Raw genomic sequence first — 18043 nt, 5'->3', positions numbered from 1 at the left:
TTACAATGACAGTAGTTCCACGACGTGAGTCTTCATGCGCACTTTCCTCTCCTTCGGCCGCACGCTCGCGCTGGCCGCCGCCGTGCTGGCGCCCGCCGCACACGCGAATAACGTGATCATCCTCAACTCGGCCGAGGCGACGCTTTCCCTGATCGATCAGCAGACCCGTCAAGTCGTGGCGACCATGCCGACCGGCAAGGAGCCGCATCACCTGATGGCGACGCCCGACAATTCGTCGCTGATCGTCGCGAATTCGGTCTCGAACAGCCTGATGTTCGTCGATCCGAAAACGGGCAAGCTGCAGCGCACCGTCGAAGGCATCGAAGATCCTTACCAGCTCGGCTTCTCGCCCGATCGCAAGTGGTTCGTGTCGACCGGGCTGCGCCTCGATCGCCTCGACATCTATACGTATGACGGCCACGACGTGCATCTCGCGAAGCGCCTGCCGCTCGCGGTGATGCCGAGCCACCTCGCGTTCACCAAGGACAGCAAAACGGTGCTCGTGTCGCTGCAGGTGTCCGGCGAGATCGCGGCGGTCGATCTGGCGACGCAGACGCTCAAGTGGCGGATGAAGGTCGGCAAGGTGCCGGCCGGCCTGTGGCTCACGCCGGACGACAAATACCTGCTGGTCGGGATGACCGGCTCGGATTACGTCGCGGTGGTCGACTGGCGCAACCAGAAGATCGTCAAGCAGATCGTCACCGGCAACGGCGCGCACAACTTCCGTTCGCTCGCCGACGGCACGCACGTCGCGATCACCAACCGCGTCGCCAACACGATCAGCATCATCGACGAAAACACGCTCACCAACGTCGGCGACATCACCGGCCTGCTGCCGGGGCCGGACGACATGGAGCTGTCCGCCGACCGGAAGACGCTGTGGGTGACGTTCCGCTTCGCGAAGAAGGTCGGGATCATCGATCTCGCGTCGCGCAAGCTGGTGCAGACGATTTCCGTCGGCCGATCGCCGCACGGTATCTACTTCTACGACCGCGCGCCCTGGAAGGCGGCGAACGGCGCGTGACGAGCGGAGACGAACGATGCTGCACCTGATCGATGCGTTCGTGTCGGACATCCAGACCTGGCTGTACATCGACGTCGTGCAGCCGCTGCTGTTCAAGTTCAACCTGATGGGCTACGACGAGGGCACCTACGACGCGCTGTACTGGGTGATCGTCGGCGCGCTGCAGATGGTCCTGATGTTCGCGGTGCTGCGCCCGCTCGAGGCGCTGCTGCCGGTCGAACGCTGGACCAACCGCCGCGCGGTGCGGGTCGACGTGATCTACACGGCGATCGCGAAGCTCGGCATCTATTCGCTGTTCTTCTTCTTCGCGCTGCAGCCGCTGTTCGACCGTTTGCAGGGCTGGTTGCGGCTGCACGGCGTGTCGAACGTCAATCTGGACTATTTGTGGCCGGGCGTGACGTCGCAGCCGATCGTCGCGTTCGCGATCTACCTCGTGGTGCTCGATTTCGCCGGCTACTGGTATCACCGCTGGGAGCACAAGTTCGGGATCTGGTGGGAGCTGCACGCCGTGCATCACAGCCAGCGGCAGATGTCGCTGTGGTGCGATGACCGCAACCACCTGCTCGACAACGTGATCCAGTCGTGCTTCTTCGCGACGATCGCGCTCGTGATCGGCGTGACGCCGTCGCAGTTCGTCGTGCTGACCGCGTTCACGAACTTCATCCAGAGCATCCAGCATGCGAACGTGCGGCTGCGCCTCGGCTGGCTCGGCGAGCGCCTGATCGTGAGCCCGACGTTCCACCGGCGTCATCATGCGGTCGGCTACGGTCACGAAGGCACCAAGTACGGCTGCAACTTCGGCGTGCTGTTTCCGTGGTGGGACATGATGTTCGGCACCGCGTCGTGGAACCGCACGGTCGAGCCGACCGGCATCCGCGAGCAGATGGAGGGCGTGTCCTACGGCGACGGCTTCTGGGCGCAGCACGGCCTCGCGTTCGTGCGGATCTTCCGCCGGCTCGTGCCGGCGAAGCGCGGTGCGGCCTCGGCCTGACGCGTCGTTTCCCGTCGAGCGGTAGCCTGCGCGGCCCGCATGTGCTTTGGCGCATGCGGGCCGCGTGGTTTATCCTTTCCCCATTTTTCATCGTCGATACAGGGTCCGCATGAACGATCTGCTGCGCTCCTTCCTCCGCGCGTTCGCGAGCGCGCTGCATCCGCGCATGCTGTGGCTCACGCTGATGCCGTTCGTCGTGTCGGCGCTGTTCTGGGGCGTCGTGCTGTGGTTCTCGTGGCAAACGCTGATCGACGCGGCACGCGGCGCGCTCGACGGCTTCGTGCTGACCGCCGCGCTGTACCGCGCGTTCGACGCGTTGGGGATGTCGCAGCTGCATGCGGTCATCGCGCCGTTCATCGTCGTGTCGCTCGCGATCCCGTTGATCGTGCTGACCGTGCTGTTGCTGATCGCGACGATCTCGATGCCGGTCGTGATCAAGCACCTGGCGAGCCGGCAGTTCGCCGCGCTCGACGCGAAGCGCGGCGGCACCTTCTTCGGCAGCGTGGCCAATTCGCTCGGCGCGGCGCTGGTCGGCGTCGTGCTGCTCGTCGTGACGATCCCGCTGTGGCTGATTCCGCCGTTCTTCGCGCTGCTGCCGCCGGTGATCTGGGGCTGGCTCACCTATCGCGTGATGACCTACGACGCGCTCGCGCTGCACGCGAGCCGCGACGAGCGCCGCGAGCTCGTGCGGCGCCACCGCTGGCCGCTGATCGGCATCGGCGTCGCGACCGGCCTGCTCGGCACCGTGCCGACTTTCGTGTGGGTGTCGTCGGTCTGGATGATGGTGCTGTTTCCGTTCGTCGCGGCGGCCATGATCTGGGTTTACGCTTTCATTCTCGTTTTCTCGGCGCTGTGGTTCGGGCACTACTGCCTGCGCGCGCTGGACGACCTGCGCGCGAGCTCGCGCGCCACCGCAATCGACATGGGGCAGGCATGAGCATCGGCATCATCATCATCGGCGACGAAATCCTTTCCGGCCGCCGGCAGGACAAGCATCTGGCGAAGGTCATCGAGCTGCTCGGCGCGCGCGGGCTCGCGCTCGACTGGGCCGAATACGTCGGCGACGATCCGGCACGGATCACCGCGACGCTCGCCCGCGCGATCGCATCCGGCGACATCGTGTTCTCGACGGGGGGCATCGGCGCGACGCCGGACGACCACACGCGCCAGTGTGCGGCCGCCGCGCTCGGCGTGCCGCTCGAGTTGCACCAGGAAGCGCGCGCGCTGATCGCCGAGCGCATCCGCGAGACGCAGCCCGACGCAAGCGCGCCGGTCGACTTCGATTCGCCGGAGAACCAGCACCGTTTCAACATGGGCGTGTTCCCGGTCGGCGCGACGATCATCCCGAACGGCTACAACCGGATTCCCGGCTTCTCCGTCGGCGATCTGCATTTCGTGCCGGGCTTCCCGGTGATGGCGTGGCCGATGATCGAATGGGTGCTGGACACGAAGTACGCGCATCTGCACCATGCGACGCCGCACGCGGAGCGCTCGCTGTACGTGTTCGAGCTGCCCGAGTCGACGCTGACGCCGCTGATGGAGCGGATCGAACGCGACTTCCCCGGCGTGCGCGTGTTCAGCCTGCCGAGCGTCGGCGACGCCGAGCGCGGCGGCATCTATGCGCGCCGGCACATCGACCTCGGCGTGAAGGGCGAGCCTGAAGCGGTCGCGGCCGCGTTCGTGAAGCTGCGCGAAGGCGTGCATCTGCTCGGCGGCGACGTCGTCGAGCCCGATGCGCCGCGGGCGTGAGCGTCGCGTAGATCGCGCACGATTCTCTCGGCGCGCACAACTACCTGGCCCGCTGAACGGGCCGTGCAAAAGAAGCGGGCCGCGCAACGCGGCCCGTCATCGGGGTGTCATCGCCCGGCTCGACGATGTCGCAGTCGGGCGTGCGGGAACGGATGCGCGTTCAGGCGCCGATCCACGGCAGTTTCCGGAAGCACCAGCCGTCGACCGTCTTGCGATGGCCTTCGGCATCCTTGCCGCCCTCGAACCCTTCGAGCAGATCGAAAGCCTTCGTGAAGCCGGCCTGCTTGGACGCAACTGCCGCGAGCTTCGAGCGTGCAGCGCTGCGGCACAGGAACAGCACCGGCGTATCGGGCGACACGGCCGCCTTCAGCTGCTCGACGAATTCCGTGTTCGGCACGCCGCCGGGATAGCGCGTCCACTCGATGTGCAGATACTGGCCGTCGCCGACGAGCGGGCGGCCGATCCAGTCGAGCTCGGCGCGCGTGCGCACGTCGACGAGGCGGGCGGACGGGTCGAGCTGCAGCAGTTCGAACGCCTCGACGGGCAGCAGGGCGCCCGCATAGTCGAGCGCGCTCTCGGCGCGGCGTTGATCGGCCTTCGCGTAAAGCTGGTCGAGCGTACTCATGGCAGGAGGTCTCCGTATCGGTCAAACGAACATTCTAGCGCGCCGCTGCCGCGCGGACGTCGGTACGCTGGCCGGCCGCATGCACCGCGCACGGGTTCACCAAAAAAGTGCAGAATGGCGTGCATGCACCGAATCGGCGCTCGCAAAATGCTGTCACACGCTCGTTGCACCATGGAGGTGCCAAAGCGCGAATGCCGGTGCGTCCCGTGGCCCCGGAATCGCGCAGCGCGGCCCCGCTGCGGCGCGGGCCGGCGCGATTCGCGTCGGATTTGCGATGATTGGCACGGAAGCTGCTATATAGAATTCGGTCGACCCGGGGCGCGCTGCGCCAAAGCCAGACTCCGGGCAGCTCGATAAACGAGGCGGTTCCCAGTCCGCCGGAATTGTTCAATCAGGAGAAGAGGTTATGAGTAAAACCGTCGCCGACGTCATGCAGCTCGTGAAGGACGAGGACGTCAAGTTCGTCGATTTCCGCTTCACGGATACGCGCGGCAAGGAGCAGCACGTGTCGGTGCCGGTTTCGGCGTTTGACGAAGACAAGTTCGAAAGCGGCCATGCCTTCGACGGTTCGTCGATCGCCGGCTGGAAGGGCATCGAGGCGTCGGACATGCTGCTCATGCCGGATCCGACCGCGGCGTTCATCGACCCGTTCTACGAAGAGTCGACCCTCGTGATGACCTGCGACGTGGTCGAGCCGGCCGACGGCAAGGGCTACGAGCGCGATCCGCGCTCGCTCGCGAAGCGCGGCGAAGCGTACCTGAAGAGCACGGGCCTCGGCGACACCGCGTACTTCGGTCCGGAGCCGGAATTCTTCATTTTCGACTCGGTCCAGTGGAACACGGACATGTCGGGCTGCTTCGTGAAGATCAACTCCGAAGAAGCACCGTGGTCGGCAGGCAAGGAATTCGAAGGCGGCAACACCGGCCACCGTCCGGGCACGAAGGGCGGCTACTTCCCGGTCGCGCCGGTCGACACGTTCCAGGACATGCGTTCGGAAATGTGCCTGCTGCTCGAACAGCTCGGCATTCCGGTCGAAGTGCACCACCACGAAGTCGCGGGCCAGGGCCAGAACGAAATCGGCACGAAGTTCTCGACGCTCGTGCAACGCGCCGACTGGACGCAATGGTCGAAGTACATCATCCATAACGTCGCGCACTCGTACGGCAAGACGGCGACGTTCATGCCGAAGCCGGTCGTCGGCGACAACGGTTCGGGCATGCACGTTCACCAGTCGATCTGGAAGGACGGCCAGAACCTGTTCGCGGGCAACGGCTACGCCGGCCTGTCGGAATTCGCGCTGTTCTACATCGGCGGCATCATCAAGCACGCCCGTGCACTGAACGCGATCACGAACCCGACGACGAACTCGTACAAGCGTCTCGTGCCGCACTTCGAAGCACCGGTGAAGCTCGCCTACTCGGCGCGCAACCGTTCGGCATCGATCCGCATTCCGCACGTGTCGAACCCGAAGGGTCGCCGCATCGAAACGCGCTTCCCGGACCCGATGGCCAACCCGTACCTGTGCTTCACCGCGCTGATGATGGCGGGCCTCGACGGCGTGCAGAACAAGATCCATCCGGGCGAAGCAGCCGACAAGAACCTGTACGACCTGCCGCCGGAAGAGGATGCAAAGATCCCGACCGTCTGCGCAGGCCTCGACCAGGCGCTGGAAGCACTCGACAAGGATCGCGAGTTCCTGACGCGCGGTGGCGTGTTCACCGACGGCATGATCGATGCGTACCTCGCGCTGAAGGAGCAGGAGCTGGCGAAGTTCCGCATGACGACGCATCCGATCGAGTTCGAGATGTACTACTCGCTGTAAGTGGCGATGGCGCTTCCAGTCAGCGCCGTCACGCCGCTTCGTTCCCGTCGGGCAGTGTGCGGCGGGAGCGGCGGAGTCTGAAAGGGGACGGCGTCCAGCCGTCCCTTTTTTGTTCCGAAATTCCTCATTCACGGCCCCGGTGGGGCGCGACGATACGCACGATGGCTCTGAAGAATCTGATCAAGGCGAAGACGGGGCAGCCCGAGCGACTGACGGAAGACGAGCGGCTCGCGCGCTCCGGGCTGCTTGCCGGGCTCGAAGCGCTGCCGACGGTCGTGCTCGTGCTCGACCGCAAGACGCTGCGGGTCGCGTTCGCGAACCCGTCCGCGGAGGCGATGCTCGACATCTCGCGCCGGCAGCTCGCGCAGCGGCCGTGGGGCGAGATCTTCCCGAACGCGAACGAGCTCGCGTCGACGATCACCGCGATCGGCGAGGAGCGCTTTCACGCGACGCATCTCGACACCGTGCTCGATCGGCCCGGCCACGAGGCGTTGCACGTGCATGCGATCGTCGGCTTCCTCGAGACCGCGCCCGATTTCGTGCTCGTCGAGCTGTTCGAGAACGAACGCCAGTCGCGCACCGATCGCGAGGAGCGCATCCACGACCTGACCGCGGTCAACAAGCAGCTGATCCGCAATCTCGCGCACGAGATCAAGAATCCGCTCGGCGGCATTCGCGGCGCCGCGCAGCTGCTCGAATTCGAGCTGGGCGAGCGCGAGCGTGGCGAGTTGCGCGAATACACGCAGGTGATCATCAAGGAGTCCGACCGCCTGCAGACGCTCGTCGACCGGTTGCTGGAGCCGCATCGGCATCCGCACATCGTCGGCGACGTGAACATTCATGAAGTATGCGAACGCGTGCGCGCGGTGATGCTCGCGGAGTTTCCGCGCGGCCTCACGATCGAGCGCGACTACGACGTGAGCGTGCCGGACCTGCGCGGCGACAAGGAGCAGCTGATCCAGGCGCTGCTGAACATCGTGCGCAATGCGGCGCAGGCGCTGCGCGAACGCATCGCGCAGGGCGACGCGAGAATCGAATTGCGCACGCGCATCGCGCGCAAGGTGACGATCGCGAAGCGCCTGTACCGGCTGGCACTGGACTTGCACGTGGTCGACAACGGGCCGGGCATTCCGGAGGAGATTCGCGACCGCATCTTCTACCCGCTCGTGTCCGGGCGCGACGACGGCAGCGGGCTCGGCCTCACGCTCGCGCAAACCTTCGTGCAGCAGCACGACGGGATGATCGAGGTCGAGAGCCGGCCCGGACGTACCGAATTTCAGATCCTGTTGCCGCTCGATCACTGAGCGGCGGCATGGCGATTCACCGGATTCACCAATATCTGACCGACCTATGAAGCCGATCTGGATAGTAGACGACGATCAATCGATTCGCTGGGTGCTCGAAAAGGCGCTCGCCCGCGACAGCTTCGCGACGCGCAGCTTCGCGAACGTGCGCGATGCGCTGGCCGCGCTCGATCACGAGTCGCCGCAGGTGCTCGTATCCGACATCCGGATGCCGGGCGGCTCGGGCCTCGAGTTGCTGCAGGCGATGCACGAGCGTCTGCCCGGCTTGCCCGTCATCATCATGACGGCGTTCTCCGATCTCGACAGCGCAGTGGCCGCGTTCCAGGGCGGCGCGTTCGAATACCTCGCGAAGCCGTTCGACGTCGACAAGGCGGTCGAACTGATCCGCCGCGCGGTGGAGGAAAGCCTGCGCGGCGGCGCACCGCAGGACGAACGCGTGGCCGAGGCGCCCGAGATGCTCGGGCAGGCGCCGGCGATGCAGGACATGTTCCGCGCGATCGGCCGGCTGTCGCATTCGGCCGCGACGGTGCTGATCACCGGCGAGTCGGGCACCGGCAAGGAGCTCGTCGCCCGGGCGCTGCACCGTCACAGCCCGCGCGCGAACGGCCCGTTCATCGCGCTGAACACCGCCGCGATCCCGAAGGATCTGCTGGAATCCGAACTGTTCGGCCATGAGCGCGGCGCGTTCACCGGCGCGCAGACGACCCGCCAGGGCCGCTTCGAGCAGGCCGAGAACGGCACGCTGTTCCTCGACGAAATCGGCGACATGCCGTTCGACCTGCAGACGCGCCTGCTGCGCGTGCTGTCGGACGGCCAGTTCTATCGGGTCGGCGGCCACAACCCGCTGCGCGCGAACGTGCGCGTGATCGCCGCGACGCACCAGAACCTCGAATCGCGCGTGCGGCAGGGGCTGTTCCGCGAGGACCTTTACCACCGGCTCAACGTGATCCGCCTGCGCCTGCCGCCGCTGCGCGAACGCAGCGAAGACATTCCGCTGCTCACGCGCCACTTCCTGCAGAAGAGCGCGCGCGATCTCGGCGTCGAGCCGAAGCGCGTGTCCGACGAAGCGCTCGCGTATCTGACGTCGCTGCCGTTTCCGGGCAACGTGCGGCAACTCGAGAACCTCGCGAACTGGCTGACGGTGATGGCGCCCGCGCAGACGGTCGAGATCAAGGACTTGCCGCCCGATCTCGTGCCGAGCGGCGCGCCGGTGACGGCAGCCGTCGACGGCGCGGACGCGCCCGCGGCCCTCGGCGGCGGCGACGTGTCGCGCGTGCAGCCGTCGGTCGGTGCGGCGACGCTCGCGAGCGCACCCGTTGCGGCCGCATCGAACGGCGCGCCGGCCGGCTATCCGATGTGGGAGAGCGGGCTGCGTACCGAAGTCGCGCGACTGCTGCGCGAAAATTCCGCCGACGTGATGGACGAACTCGCACGCCGCTTCGAGGCTGCCGTGATCCGCGAGGCGCTCGACTTCACGCGCGGCCGCAAGGTCGAGGCGGCCGAGCGGCTCGGCATTGGCCGCAACACGATCACGCGCAAGATCCAGGAACTGCATCTGGAGCCGTAAGCCGTCGTCGCGGCATGCGCGCGCCGCGCATGCCGCGATCGGACATAATCGCGGTTTGCCGTCACGCGCACGCCCGTCATGTCCGATTCCTTTCGCTGGCCCGCCGGGGCCGATCCTTTCCGATTTCTCGAAGCGCTCGACAGCAAGCGCGCCCGCACGTGGGTCGACGAGCAGAACGCGCGCACGCGTGCTGCGCTGCGTGACGACGACGGCTACCGCACGCTGACCGCGCGGCTCGCGCAGGCCTACCTGCCGCGCGAGCGGCCGGTGATTCCGACCCGCTGGCGCGAATGGGCGTACGACCTGTGGCAGGACGATCAGCACCCGAAGGGGCTGTGGCGCCGCGCGCGCTGGGACGACTGGCGCGCCGGCCGGCCCGATTGGGAAACGCTCCTCGACGTCGACGCGCTCGGCGCGCAAGAGGGCGAATCGTGGGTGTTCGAGCAGGACGCGATCCTCTATCCGGACGGTGACCGCGCACTCGTGTCGCTGTCGCCGGGCGGCGCGGACGCGGTCGTCGTGCGCGAATTCGATCTGGTGCAGCGCCGCTTCGTCGACGGCGGCTTCACGATCGACGAGCCAGGGCATCACACCGTCGGCTGGATCGATCGCGACACCGTCTACGTGAGCTGGGATCGCGGCGAAGCGCATGCGACCGCGGCCGGCTATCCGTACGATGCGCGCCGCTGGGTGCGCGGCACGCCGCTCGCCGACGCGCCCATCGTGTTTCGCGGCGAACCGGACGACATCAGCGCGGGCGCATGGTTCGATCCGATCGACGGCCGCCATGTCGCATGGCGCAGCGTGGACTTCTTCGACGCGCATGCGTACCGGCTCACCGAGGCGGGCGAATGGGCGCGCTACGACGTGCCGACGCACGTCGAGGTCGGCTTCTGGGAAGGCTGGCTGGTGCTGGAGCCGCGGCTCGACTGGGACTGCGGCGGCGTACGGCATGCGGGCGGCTCGCTGCTCGCGATTCGCGAGCACGCGTTTCTCGCCGGCTCGCGCGAATTCACGACGCTGTTCGCGCCGCAAGCATCGACGTCGGCGTGCACGTGGACCCACACGCGCACGATGCTGATCGCGAGCTGGCTCGACGACGTGCACAACCGCACGATGCTGTGGACGCCGCGCAAGGGCGAGGGCAGCGACGGCGGCGAAGGCGGCGAATGGACGTGGGACGCGCATGCGTTCGACTGGCCGCGCGATGCGCAGATCGACGTCGAGCCGGTCGAGTCGACGCTGAACGACGACGTGTACGTGGACGTCGACACCTATCTCGATCCACCCGAATGCTGGCTGGCCGATCTCGCCGATCGCGCGGCCGATGCGCAAGCGCGCCGCGTGCTGCTCGACCGGCCGCCGGTGCGCTTCGATGCGGCAGGGCTCGTCGTGCGGCGCGCGAATGCGCGCTCGCGCGACGGCACGATCGTGCCGTACACGTTGATCGGGCCGCGCGATGCCGTCGAGGCAGCCAACCGTGATGATGGCGGCGATGGCGGCACGCGCGTCGCGCGGCCGTGTCTGTTGTCAGGCTATGGCGGCTTCGCGATTCCGAACCTGCCGGGCTACAGCGACGCACTCGGCATCGCGTGGCTCGAGCGCGGCGGCGTCGCGGTGTTCGCGCACATCCGCGGCGGCGGCGAATTCGGGCCGCGCTGGCACGTCGACGCGCAGCGCGAACATCGGCAGCGTTCGTTCGACGATTTCATCGCGGTAGCCGAGGACCTGGTCCGCACCGGCGTGACGACCGCGGCGCAGCTCGGCATCGAAGGCGGCAGCAACGGCGGCCTGTTGGTGGGCGCGTGCATGGTGCAGCGTCCCGAACTGTTCGGCGCGGTGCTGTGCCGCGTGCCGCTGCTCGACATGCGGCGTTATCCGAAACTGCATGCGGGCGCCGCCTGGCTCGACGAGTACGGCGACCCGGACGATCCGCGCGAGGGCGCGGCGCTGGCCGCCTATTCGCCGTATCACCGCGTGCGCGACGGCGTCGTCTATCCGCCGCTGCTGCTGACGACGTCGACGCGCGACGACCGCGTGCATCCGGCGCATGCCCGCAAGATGGCGGCGCGCATGCACGCGCTCGGGCACGAGCGCGTGTGGTACTGGGAGAACACCGACGGCGGCCACGGCAGCGCCGACGATCTGGAGCGGGCCGAATCCGATGCGGCGGAATTCGGCTTCCTGTGGGCGCATCTGGGGCCGGCGCCCGCGCGCGGCTGAGCGAGCGGGCGGGGCGGCAGGCCAGCGGCCTCAGCCCACGACCGCGACGACCGGCGTGTGATCGGACGGCTGCTCCCACGTGCGCGGCACGCGGTCGACTTCGCACGACGTGCAGGTGGCCGCGAGCGCCGGCGAGAGGAGAATGTGGTCGATGCGCAGCCCGGCGTTGCGGCGAAACGCGAACATCCGGTAGTCCCACCACGTGAAGGTCTTCTCGGGCTGCTCGAAGCGCCGGAACGCGTCGACGAAGCCGAGCTCGAGCAGCTTCGCGAAGTGCGCGCGCTCCTGCGGCGACACCAGGTTCTGGCCTTCCCATTTCGCGGGGTCGTGCACGTCGCGATCTTCCGGCGCGATGTTGTAGTCGCCGAGCAGCGCGAGCTTCGGATAGCGCTGCAGCTCGGCGCCGAGCCACGCATGCAGCGCGTCGAGCCACTGCATCTTGTAGAGAAACTTGTCGGAGTCCGGCGCCTGGCCGTTCGGGAAATACGCGGACACGATGCGCACGCCCTCGACCGTCACGGCGACCACGCGCTGCTGCGGATCGTCGAAGCCGGGAATGTTGCGCACGACGTCCGATTCGTCGACGGCCAGCGTGTCGCGCACGAGGATCGCGACACCGTTATACGTCTTCTGGCCCGTGAACCAGCTGCGGTAACCGACGGCCTCGAGATCGGCGCGCGGATATTTTTCGTCCGGCAGCTTCAGCTCCTGCAGGCACAGCACGTCGGCGCCGCTTTGCGCGAGCCAGTCGAGCACATGCTGTTTGCGGACGTTGAGCGAGTTGACGTTCCAGGTGGCGATTTTCATGAACGGGAAGGCGGGCGGCATGGATTCGAAGGCCGCCATCTTACCGCGAGCGCGGCGCGCGAACGCGTGCAACACGCGATCGGCAGCGCATCCCGTGCACGTCGCGAGCCTCGCGATATTGGGGCCCAGCCAATAAATTGTGACAAAAGTGTTGACGTAAGTGCTTCCTCACCCTATAATTTATTTCTCTGACGCGGGGTGGAGCAGTCTGGCAGCTCGTCGGGCTCATAACCCGAAGGTCGTAGGTTCAAATCCTACCCCCGCAACCAAGCACACCAGACGATGTGCAGCGCAACTGACCGATGCGCGCTTCGTCGACAGGAACCCGGCCCCGTGCCGGGTTTTTTGTTTTCAGCCTGCCGCCCACTCGACCGCCGCCTTCGCATGCAGCGTGGTCGTGTCGAACACCGGCAGCGGCGAGTCTGCGTCGCCGATCAGCAGTGTGATTTCCGTACAGCCCAGTATGACCGCCTGCGCGCCGCGTCGCGCGAGTTCGTCGATGATCGCGACATAGGTCGCGCGCGACTGCGCGTCGATCCGGCCGTGACACAGCTCGTCGTAGATGATCCGGTGCACGTCGGCGCGCGCCGGTTCGTCCGGCACCCGCACGTCGAGCCCGAACCGGTCGCGCAGCCGCTGCGCATAGAACGGCAGCTCCATCGTGTAGCGCGTGCCGAGCAGCGCGACGCGCTCGACGCCCGCGGCGCGCAGCGCGTTGCCGGTCGGGTCCGCGATGTGCAGGAACGGCAGCGTCACCGCCGCTTCGATCGCGTCGTGCACGCGATGCATCGTGTTGGTCGTCAGCACGATCAGGTCGGCGCCGGCCGCTTCGAGCCGGCGTGCGGCGTCGGCCATCCGTTCGCCGAGCGCGCGCCAGTCCTGCGCGCGCTGCAGCGCCTCGATCTCCGCGAAGTCCACCGTGACCAGCACGCTCTTGGCGTTGTGATGGCCGCCGTGCAATGCCTTCGAATAGCGATTGATCATCCGGTAGTACTCCGCCGACGATTCCCAGCTCATCCCGCCGATCAGGCCGATCGTCTTCATTCGTCACCTTTGCGTTTCATCTGTCGTGGCGCACGAGTATAGGGGCCGACCGGCGCGCGCGGCGGTACGATCCGTGCGCAGCCGACCGGTACGGCGCCGCTGGCCGAGCTGGGTCGGCGCCGCGTCGGACTGTCCGCATTCGCCGGTACGTGGCAGCACGCGGCAGTTGAAACGGTCACTGTGTTTTTGTACAGTATCGGCACCGTGAAGCCGACCACTCCCGAGCCTGCCGATTCGCACCTGCCGCCGCCTGGCGACGCGCCGCCGCGCGTGCGCAAGATCATCCATTGCGATTGCGACTGCTTTTACGCATCGGTGGAGATGCGCGACGATCCGTCGCTGCGCAATCGGCCGCTCGCCGTCGGCGGCCGGCCCGATCAGCGCGGCGTGATCGCGACCTGCAACTACGAGGCGCGGCGCTACGGCGTGCATTCGGCGATGTCGTCGGCGCTCGCGATGCGCAAGTGCCCGGACCTGCTGATCCTGCCGTCCGCGATGGACAAGTACCGCGCGGCGTCGCAGCAGATCATGGCGATCTATCGCGACTACACGCGCGACGTCGAGCCGCTGTCGCTCGACGAGGCGTATCTCGACGTGAGTGGCTCCGAGCTGTGCCACGGCAGCGCGACGCTGATTGCGCGGGAGATCCGTCAGCGCGTGTACGAGACGGTCGGCGTGACGGTGTCGGCGGGCGTCGCGCCGAACAAGTTCATCGCGAAGATCGCGTCCGACTGGAACAAGCCCGACGGGCTGTTCGTCGTGCGCCCGCACGAGGTCGATGCGTTCGTCGCGGCGCTGCCGGTGCGCAAGCTGCACGGCGTCGGGCAGGTGACGGCCACGCGCCTCGACCGGCTCGGCATCCAGACCTGCGCGCAATTGCGCGACTGGTCGCTGATCGATCTGCATCGCGAGTTCGGCGCGTTCGGCCGGCGTTTGTACCAGCTCGCGCGGGGCATCGACGAGCGGCCGGTGCAGGCCGATCAGGAGCGCAAGTCGGTCAGCGTCGAGACGACCTATGTGACCGACCTGACGACGCTCGAGCAATGCGCGCAGGAGATCCGCCGTCTCGTCGAGCAGCTCGATGCGCGCATTGCGCGCGCGGGCGCCGCGCGATCGATCCGCAAGCTGTACGTGAAGATCCGTTTCGCCGATTTCCAGCGCACGACGGTCGAATGCGTGGCCGACGCGACGAATGCGCAGACGGCCGTCGCGTTGCTCGCGAAGGGGCTGCAGCGGCGCGCGCAGGCCGTGCGGTTATTAGGCGTCGGCGTGCGCATCGACGAGAACACGGCCGAGCGCCATGGGCAGTTCTCGCTGTTCGGCGATGCAGTGGATGAGTCGGTTGAGGGGGGCGCCGATGCGGCAGCTGAGGAGTTGACCGAGGAGTCGAACGAGGACCCAGCCGAGGAGTCAACTGAGGAGCCGACCGAGAACGCAGCCGGCGCGTCAATCGAGGATCCGGCCGAGGGCTCAACTGCAGAGTCAACCAATGACCCAGCCGACCATTCAACGAACGCCCGAACCGACGCCCCGACCAGCGGTTCAAACCCGGCCGCCGAGCCATCCGGTCCAACGCCCGCACAATAAAAAAAAGCACCGCCGAAGCGGTGCCTGCCGAAGTCGCCGGGCGAACCGCCCGGCAACGCGCGATCACTGCGCGGGCGCTGCCATACCGTTGTGACGCAGCAGCGCGTCGATTTCCGGCTCGCGGCCGCGGAACGCCTTGAACGAATCCATCGCCGGACGGCTGCCGCCCACTTCGAGGATCTCGCGGCGATAGCGCGTGCCGGTCGTCGCGTCGAGCACGCTGCCGCTTTCGGCGGCTGCTTCCTCGAACGCCGCATACGCGTCGGCCGACAGCACCTCGGCCCACTTGTAGCTGTAGTAGCCAGCCGCATAGCCGCCCGCAAAGATGTGGCTGAACGTGTTCGGCCAGCGCGAGAAGGCCGCCTGCGGGATCACGTGGTAGCGCTCGTTGATCTCGCGCGCGAAGGCGTTCACGCCGGTCGCGCCGGCCGGGTCGAAGTCGACGTGCAGCAGCATGTCGAACATCGAGAACACGATCTGCCGCAGCGTGCCGAGCCCGCTCTGGAAGTTCTTCGCGGCGATCATCTTGTCGAACAGCTCGCGCGGCAGCGCGGCACCGGTTTCCACGTGCGACGACATCGACGACAGCACGTCCCATTCCCAGCAGAAGTTCTCCATGAACTGCGATGGCAGCTCGACCGCGTCCCATTCGACGCCGTTGATGCCCGACACGCCCAGCTCGTCGACGCGCGTGAGCATGTGATGCAGCCCGTGGCCGAATTCGTGGAACAGCGTGATCACTTCGTCGTGCGTGAAGCACGCGGGCTTGCCGCCGACGGGCGCCGAGAAGTTGCAGGTGAGGTACGCGACCGGCGTCTGCACGGCGCCGTCGCGCTTCGCGCGCGCACGCGCGTCATCCATCCACGCGCCGCCGCGCTTGCCTTCGCGTGCGTACAGGTCGAGATAGAACTGCGCGACGAGCGAGCCGTCGCGGTTCTCGACGCGGAAGAAGCGCACGTCCTTGTGCCAGACCGGCGCATCGTCCGGCTTGATCCGTACGCCGAACAGCGTTTCGGTGACGGTGAAAAGGCCCTTCAGCACTGCCGGTTCCGGGAAGTACTGTTTGACTTCGTTCTCCGAGAACGCGTAGCGCTGCTGGCGCAGGCGCTCGGCCGCGAACGCGACGTCCCACGGCGCGAGCTCGGTGAACCCGAGCTCCTTCGCGGCGAACGCGCGCAATTCGTCCCAGTCCTTCTCCGCGTGCGGGCGCGCACGCGTTGCGAGATCCTCGAGGAAGGCGATCACCTGCTGCGGCGATTCGGCCATCTTCGGCGCGAGCGACACTTCGGCGAAGTTGCGGTAGCCGAGCATCTGCGCTTCTTCGCGGCGCAGCTTCAGCTCGTCGGCGACGATCGCCGTGTTGTCCCACTCGGCCTTGCCGCCGCCGTACTGCGGCCCGAGTTCCGACGCGCGCGTCGCATAGGCGCGGTACATCGTTTCGCGCATCGCGCGGTTCTCGGCGTATTGCAGCACCGGGAAGTACGACGGGAAGTGCAGCGTGAATTTCCAGCCTTCCTTGCCGTCCTTCTGCGCGGCTTCGCGGGCCGCCTCGATCGCGTCGCCCGGCAGCCCGGCCAGTTCGGCTTCGTCCTGCGCGAAATACGCATACGCGTTGGTCGCGTCGAGCACATGATCGGAGAACGCCTTCGACAGCGCTGCCTGCTGCTCCTGCAGTTCCGCGAAGCGCGGTTTTTGATCTTCGGGCAGCTCGGCGCCCGACAGGCGGAAATCGCGCAGCGCGTTATCGAGGATCTTCTTGCGTTCGGCGGACAGCGTCGCGTATTCGGCGCCCGCCGCGATCGCCTTGTACTTTTCGTACAGCGCGAGGTTCTGGCCGACGCTCGACCAGAACTCGGTCACGCGCGGCAGATTTTCGCCGTACGCGGCGCGCAGTTCGGGCGTATCGGCGACCGCGTTCAGGTGGCCGACGACGCCCCACGCGCGCCCGAGCGGCTCCGTCGCCTGCTCGACCGTCTCGACGATCGCAGCCCAGGTCGCCGGCGTCTCGCTTGCGCTGGCGGTGTCGACCGCGCGGTTGGCGGCGGCCAGCAATACGTCGAGGGCGGGCGTCACGTGTTCCGGGCGGATCTCGCCGAAACGGGGCAGGCCGGAGAAATCGAGGAGCGGATTGGTATTGGCGCTGGCGGACATTAAGACTCCCTGTCTGTTGCCGGATGAACCGGAGTGAAAAGGGTGGGGCGCGCTGCGGCGGCGCTCGATACCGACATTATTGGGGCGCACGGCGCGGTTTCCAATCGTTAGTTTCTAACGATGCGATTGCGTGCGGGCGGCGGCGCGGGGTCGGATTGTGACGACACGCGACGAGCGGCGGCGGTGCGGGCGCGGCGGCGCGGTGCTGACACGGCCGCGGGCATGGCCGCGGCCGGGGAGATGCCGGCGCGCGAATGCGCGGCGGCAGAAGGGGCGGGCGCGAGCGCGCGGCGCTCAGGCCGTGGCTGCGCGCTCGGCGGCTTCGATCGTGTTGATCAGCAGCATCGTGATGGTCATCGGGCCGACGCCGCCCGGCACCGGCGTGATGTGGCCGGCCACGTCCTTCACGCCGGCGAAGTCGACGTCGCCGCACAGCTTGCCTGCGTCGTCGCGGTTCATGCCGACGTCGATCACCGTCGCGCCCGGCTTGACCATGTCGGCCGTCAGGATGTTGCGCTTGCCGACCGCGGCGACGACGATGTCGGCCTGCCGCGTGTGCGCGGCGAGGTCACGCGTCTTGCTGTGGCAGATCGTCACCGTTGCGCCGGCTTCGAGCAGCAGCATCGCCATCGGTTTGCCGACGATGTTCGAGCGGCCGATCACGACCGCGTTCGCGCCTTGCAGCGGGATGTCGTGCGCCTCGAACATCTTCATCACGCCATACGGCGTGCACGGGCGGAACAGCGGCTTGCCGGTCATCAGCGCGCCGGCGTTCGCGACGTGAAAGCCGTCGACGTCCTTCTCCGGCGCGATCGCCTCGATCACCTTGTGGCTGTCGATATGCGCGGGCAGCGGCAGTTGCACGAGGATCCCGTGGATCTTCGGGTCGCGGTTCAGCTCGTCGATGCGCGCGAGCAGGTCGGCCTCCGACAGCGTGTCCGGGTAGGCGTCCTTCAGCGAGAAGAAGCCGTTGTCCTCGCACGCCTTGATCTTGTTGCGCACGTAGACTTCGCTCGCCGGGTTCGCGCCGACGAGGATCACCGCGAGACCGGGCTGGTGGCCGCGTGCGGTCAGGGCGGCGGCGCGTTCGGCGGCCTGCGCGCGCAAGGTCTTCGAGAGGGCGTTGCCGTCGATGAGGAGGGCTGTCAT

The 18043-nt window shown here is 67.3% G+C and carries 14 protein-coding genes and 1 tRNA gene; 10 read left to right on the top strand and 5 right to left on the bottom strand.

The genetic code is table 11. The features are described from left to right. The first annotated feature begins 34 nt into the window (after positions 1-34). From MYA_RS09435 to MYA_RS09420, 4 genes are all read left to right on the top strand, one after another. On the top strand, positions 35-1024 hold the full coding sequence (locus MYA_RS09435; protein WP_011885441.1) for a YVTN family beta-propeller repeat protein: 990 nt from the start codon (positions 35-37) through the stop codon (positions 1022-1024). Positions 1025-1040: 16 nt separating this feature from the next. Beyond that, positions 1041-2015 carry a sterol desaturase family protein gene (locus MYA_RS09430; protein ID WP_011885440.1) on the top strand — a complete coding sequence of 325 codons (975 nt, stop codon included), beginning with the start codon at positions 1041-1043 and terminating at the stop codon, positions 2013-2015. 109 nt (positions 2016-2124) lie between these two features. Continuing rightward, on the top strand, positions 2125-2952 hold the full coding sequence (locus MYA_RS09425) for an EI24 domain-containing protein (protein ID WP_014723297.1): 828 nt from the start codon (positions 2125-2127) through the stop codon (positions 2950-2952). Further along, positions 2949-3764 (top strand): competence/damage-inducible protein A, encoded by an 816-nt coding sequence (locus MYA_RS09420; protein WP_011885438.1) that lies wholly within the window; start codon positions 2949-2951, stop codon positions 3762-3764. Before MYA_RS09425 ends, MYA_RS09420 begins: the two co-directional genes overlap by 4 nt. Before the next feature lie 160 nt (positions 3765-3924). Here the strand turns inward: MYA_RS09420 and MYA_RS09415 are convergent, their stop codons facing one another. After that, complete coding sequence (locus MYA_RS09415; protein WP_011885437.1) at positions 3925-4389, bottom strand: rhodanese-like domain-containing protein; 465 nt, start codon at positions 4387-4389, stop codon at positions 3925-3927. A 406-nt stretch (positions 4390-4795) separates the two neighbouring features. Here MYA_RS09415 and glnA point away from each other — a divergent pair, with 406 nt between their 5' ends. The 4 genes from glnA to MYA_RS09395 all read left to right on the top strand — a co-directional run bounded on the left by glnA (position 4796) and on the right by MYA_RS09395 (position 11305). Next, complete coding sequence (gene glnA / locus MYA_RS09410) at positions 4796-6211, top strand: type I glutamate--ammonia ligase (RefSeq protein WP_011885436.1); 1416 nt, start codon at positions 4796-4798, stop codon at positions 6209-6211. 161 nt (positions 6212-6372) lie between these two features. Beyond that, positions 6373-7515, top strand: coding sequence for a nitrogen regulation protein NR(II) (glnL, locus tag MYA_RS09405; RefSeq protein WP_014723296.1), 1143 nt, complete (start codon positions 6373-6375; stop codon positions 7513-7515). 46 nt (positions 7516-7561) lie between these two features. Next, positions 7562-9082: a nitrogen regulation protein NR(I) gene (ntrC, locus tag MYA_RS09400; RefSeq protein WP_011885434.1), complete on the top strand. Its 1521-nt coding sequence runs from the start codon at positions 7562-7564 to the stop codon at positions 9080-9082. A 78-nt stretch (positions 9083-9160) separates the two neighbouring features. Next, positions 9161-11305 carry a prolyl oligopeptidase family serine peptidase gene (locus tag MYA_RS09395; protein ID WP_011885433.1) on the top strand — a complete coding sequence of 715 codons (2145 nt, stop codon included), beginning with the start codon at positions 9161-9163 and terminating at the stop codon, positions 11303-11305. Between the two features lie 30 nt (positions 11306-11335). Here the strand turns inward: MYA_RS09395 and xth are convergent, their stop codons facing one another. Next, positions 11336-12112: an exodeoxyribonuclease III gene (xth, locus tag MYA_RS09390; RefSeq protein WP_059462111.1), complete on the bottom strand. Its 777-nt coding sequence runs from the start codon at positions 12110-12112 to the stop codon at positions 11336-11338. A gap of 192 nt (positions 12113-12304) precedes the next feature. Here xth and MYA_RS09385 point away from each other — a divergent pair. Beyond that, a tRNA-Met gene (locus MYA_RS09385) sits at positions 12305-12381 on the top strand. Between the two features lie 82 nt (positions 12382-12463). On the opposite strand, the gene MYA_RS09380 is transcribed toward MYA_RS09385, so the two are convergent. Next, positions 12464-13156 carry an aspartate/glutamate racemase family protein gene (locus tag MYA_RS09380; RefSeq protein ID WP_014723294.1) on the bottom strand — a complete coding sequence of 231 codons (693 nt, stop codon included), beginning with the start codon at positions 13154-13156 and terminating at the stop codon, positions 12464-12466. Positions 13157-13336: 180 nt separating this feature from the next. On the opposite strand from MYA_RS09380, the gene dinB reads away from it, so the two are divergent. After that, the gene (gene dinB / locus MYA_RS09375; RefSeq protein WP_014723293.1) at positions 13337-14743 is read left to right on the top strand and encodes a DNA polymerase IV; all 1407 of its coding nucleotides are present in this window, start codon (positions 13337-13339) and stop codon (positions 14741-14743) included. 63 nt (positions 14744-14806) lie between these two features. Here dinB and MYA_RS09370 read toward each other — a convergent pair whose 3' ends face one another. Beyond that, entirely contained in the window at positions 14807-16894 is a 2088-nt protein-coding gene (locus MYA_RS09370; RefSeq protein ID WP_014723292.1) for a M3 family metallopeptidase, read from the bottom strand. Positions 16895-17188: 294 nt separating this feature from the next. Continuing rightward, positions 17189-18043: a bifunctional methylenetetrahydrofolate dehydrogenase/methenyltetrahydrofolate cyclohydrolase FolD gene (folD, locus tag MYA_RS09365; protein WP_011885428.1), complete on the bottom strand. Its 855-nt coding sequence runs from the start codon at positions 18041-18043 to the stop codon at positions 17189-17191.

Source organism: Burkholderia sp. KJ006 (genome assembly GCF_000262695.1).
Taxonomy (GTDB): domain Bacteria; phylum Pseudomonadota; class Gammaproteobacteria; order Burkholderiales; family Burkholderiaceae; genus Burkholderia; species Burkholderia vietnamiensis.
The sequence above is the reverse complement of the archived record's forward strand: the minus strand, read 5'-3'. Positions and strand labels throughout refer to the sequence as shown.

Excerpts from the sequence above, each read along its gene's own strand:
- folD (WP_011885428.1), bottom strand. The coding sequence starts at position 18,043 with ATGACAGCCCTCCTCATCGACGGCAACGCCCTCTCGAAGACCTTGCGC.
- glnA (WP_011885436.1), top strand. The coding sequence starts at position 4,796 with ATGAGTAAAACCGTCGCCGACGTCATGCAGCTCGTGAAGGACGAGGAC.
- glnL (WP_014723296.1), top strand. The coding sequence starts at position 6,373 with ATGGCTCTGAAGAATCTGATCAAGGCGAAGACGGGGCAGCCCGAGCGA.
- MYA_RS09425 (WP_014723297.1), top strand. The coding sequence starts at position 2,125 with ATGAACGATCTGCTGCGCTCCTTCCTCCGCGCGTTCGCGAGCGCGCTG.
- MYA_RS09430 (WP_011885440.1), top strand. The coding sequence starts at position 1,041 with ATGCTGCACCTGATCGATGCGTTCGTGTCGGACATCCAGACCTGGCTG.
- MYA_RS09380 (WP_014723294.1), bottom strand. The coding sequence starts at position 13,156 with ATGAAGACGATCGGCCTGATCGGCGGGATGAGCTGGGAATCGTCGGCG.
- MYA_RS09435 (WP_011885441.1), top strand. The coding sequence starts at position 35 with ATGCGCACTTTCCTCTCCTTCGGCCGCACGCTCGCGCTGGCCGCCGCC.
- MYA_RS09415 (WP_011885437.1), bottom strand. The coding sequence starts at position 4,389 with ATGAGTACGCTCGACCAGCTTTACGCGAAGGCCGATCAACGCCGCGCC.
- ntrC (WP_011885434.1), top strand. The coding sequence starts at position 7,562 with ATGAAGCCGATCTGGATAGTAGACGACGATCAATCGATTCGCTGGGTG.
- MYA_RS09395 (WP_011885433.1), top strand. The coding sequence starts at position 9,161 with ATGTCCGATTCCTTTCGCTGGCCCGCCGGGGCCGATCCTTTCCGATTT.
- MYA_RS09370 (WP_014723292.1), bottom strand. The coding sequence starts at position 16,894 with ATGTCCGCCAGCGCCAATACCAATCCGCTCCTCGATTTCTCCGGCCTG.
- MYA_RS09420 (WP_011885438.1), top strand. The coding sequence starts at position 2,949 with ATGAGCATCGGCATCATCATCATCGGCGACGAAATCCTTTCCGGCCGC.
- xth (WP_059462111.1), bottom strand. The coding sequence starts at position 12,112 with ATGAAAATCGCCACCTGGAACGTCAACTCGCTCAACGTCCGCAAACAG.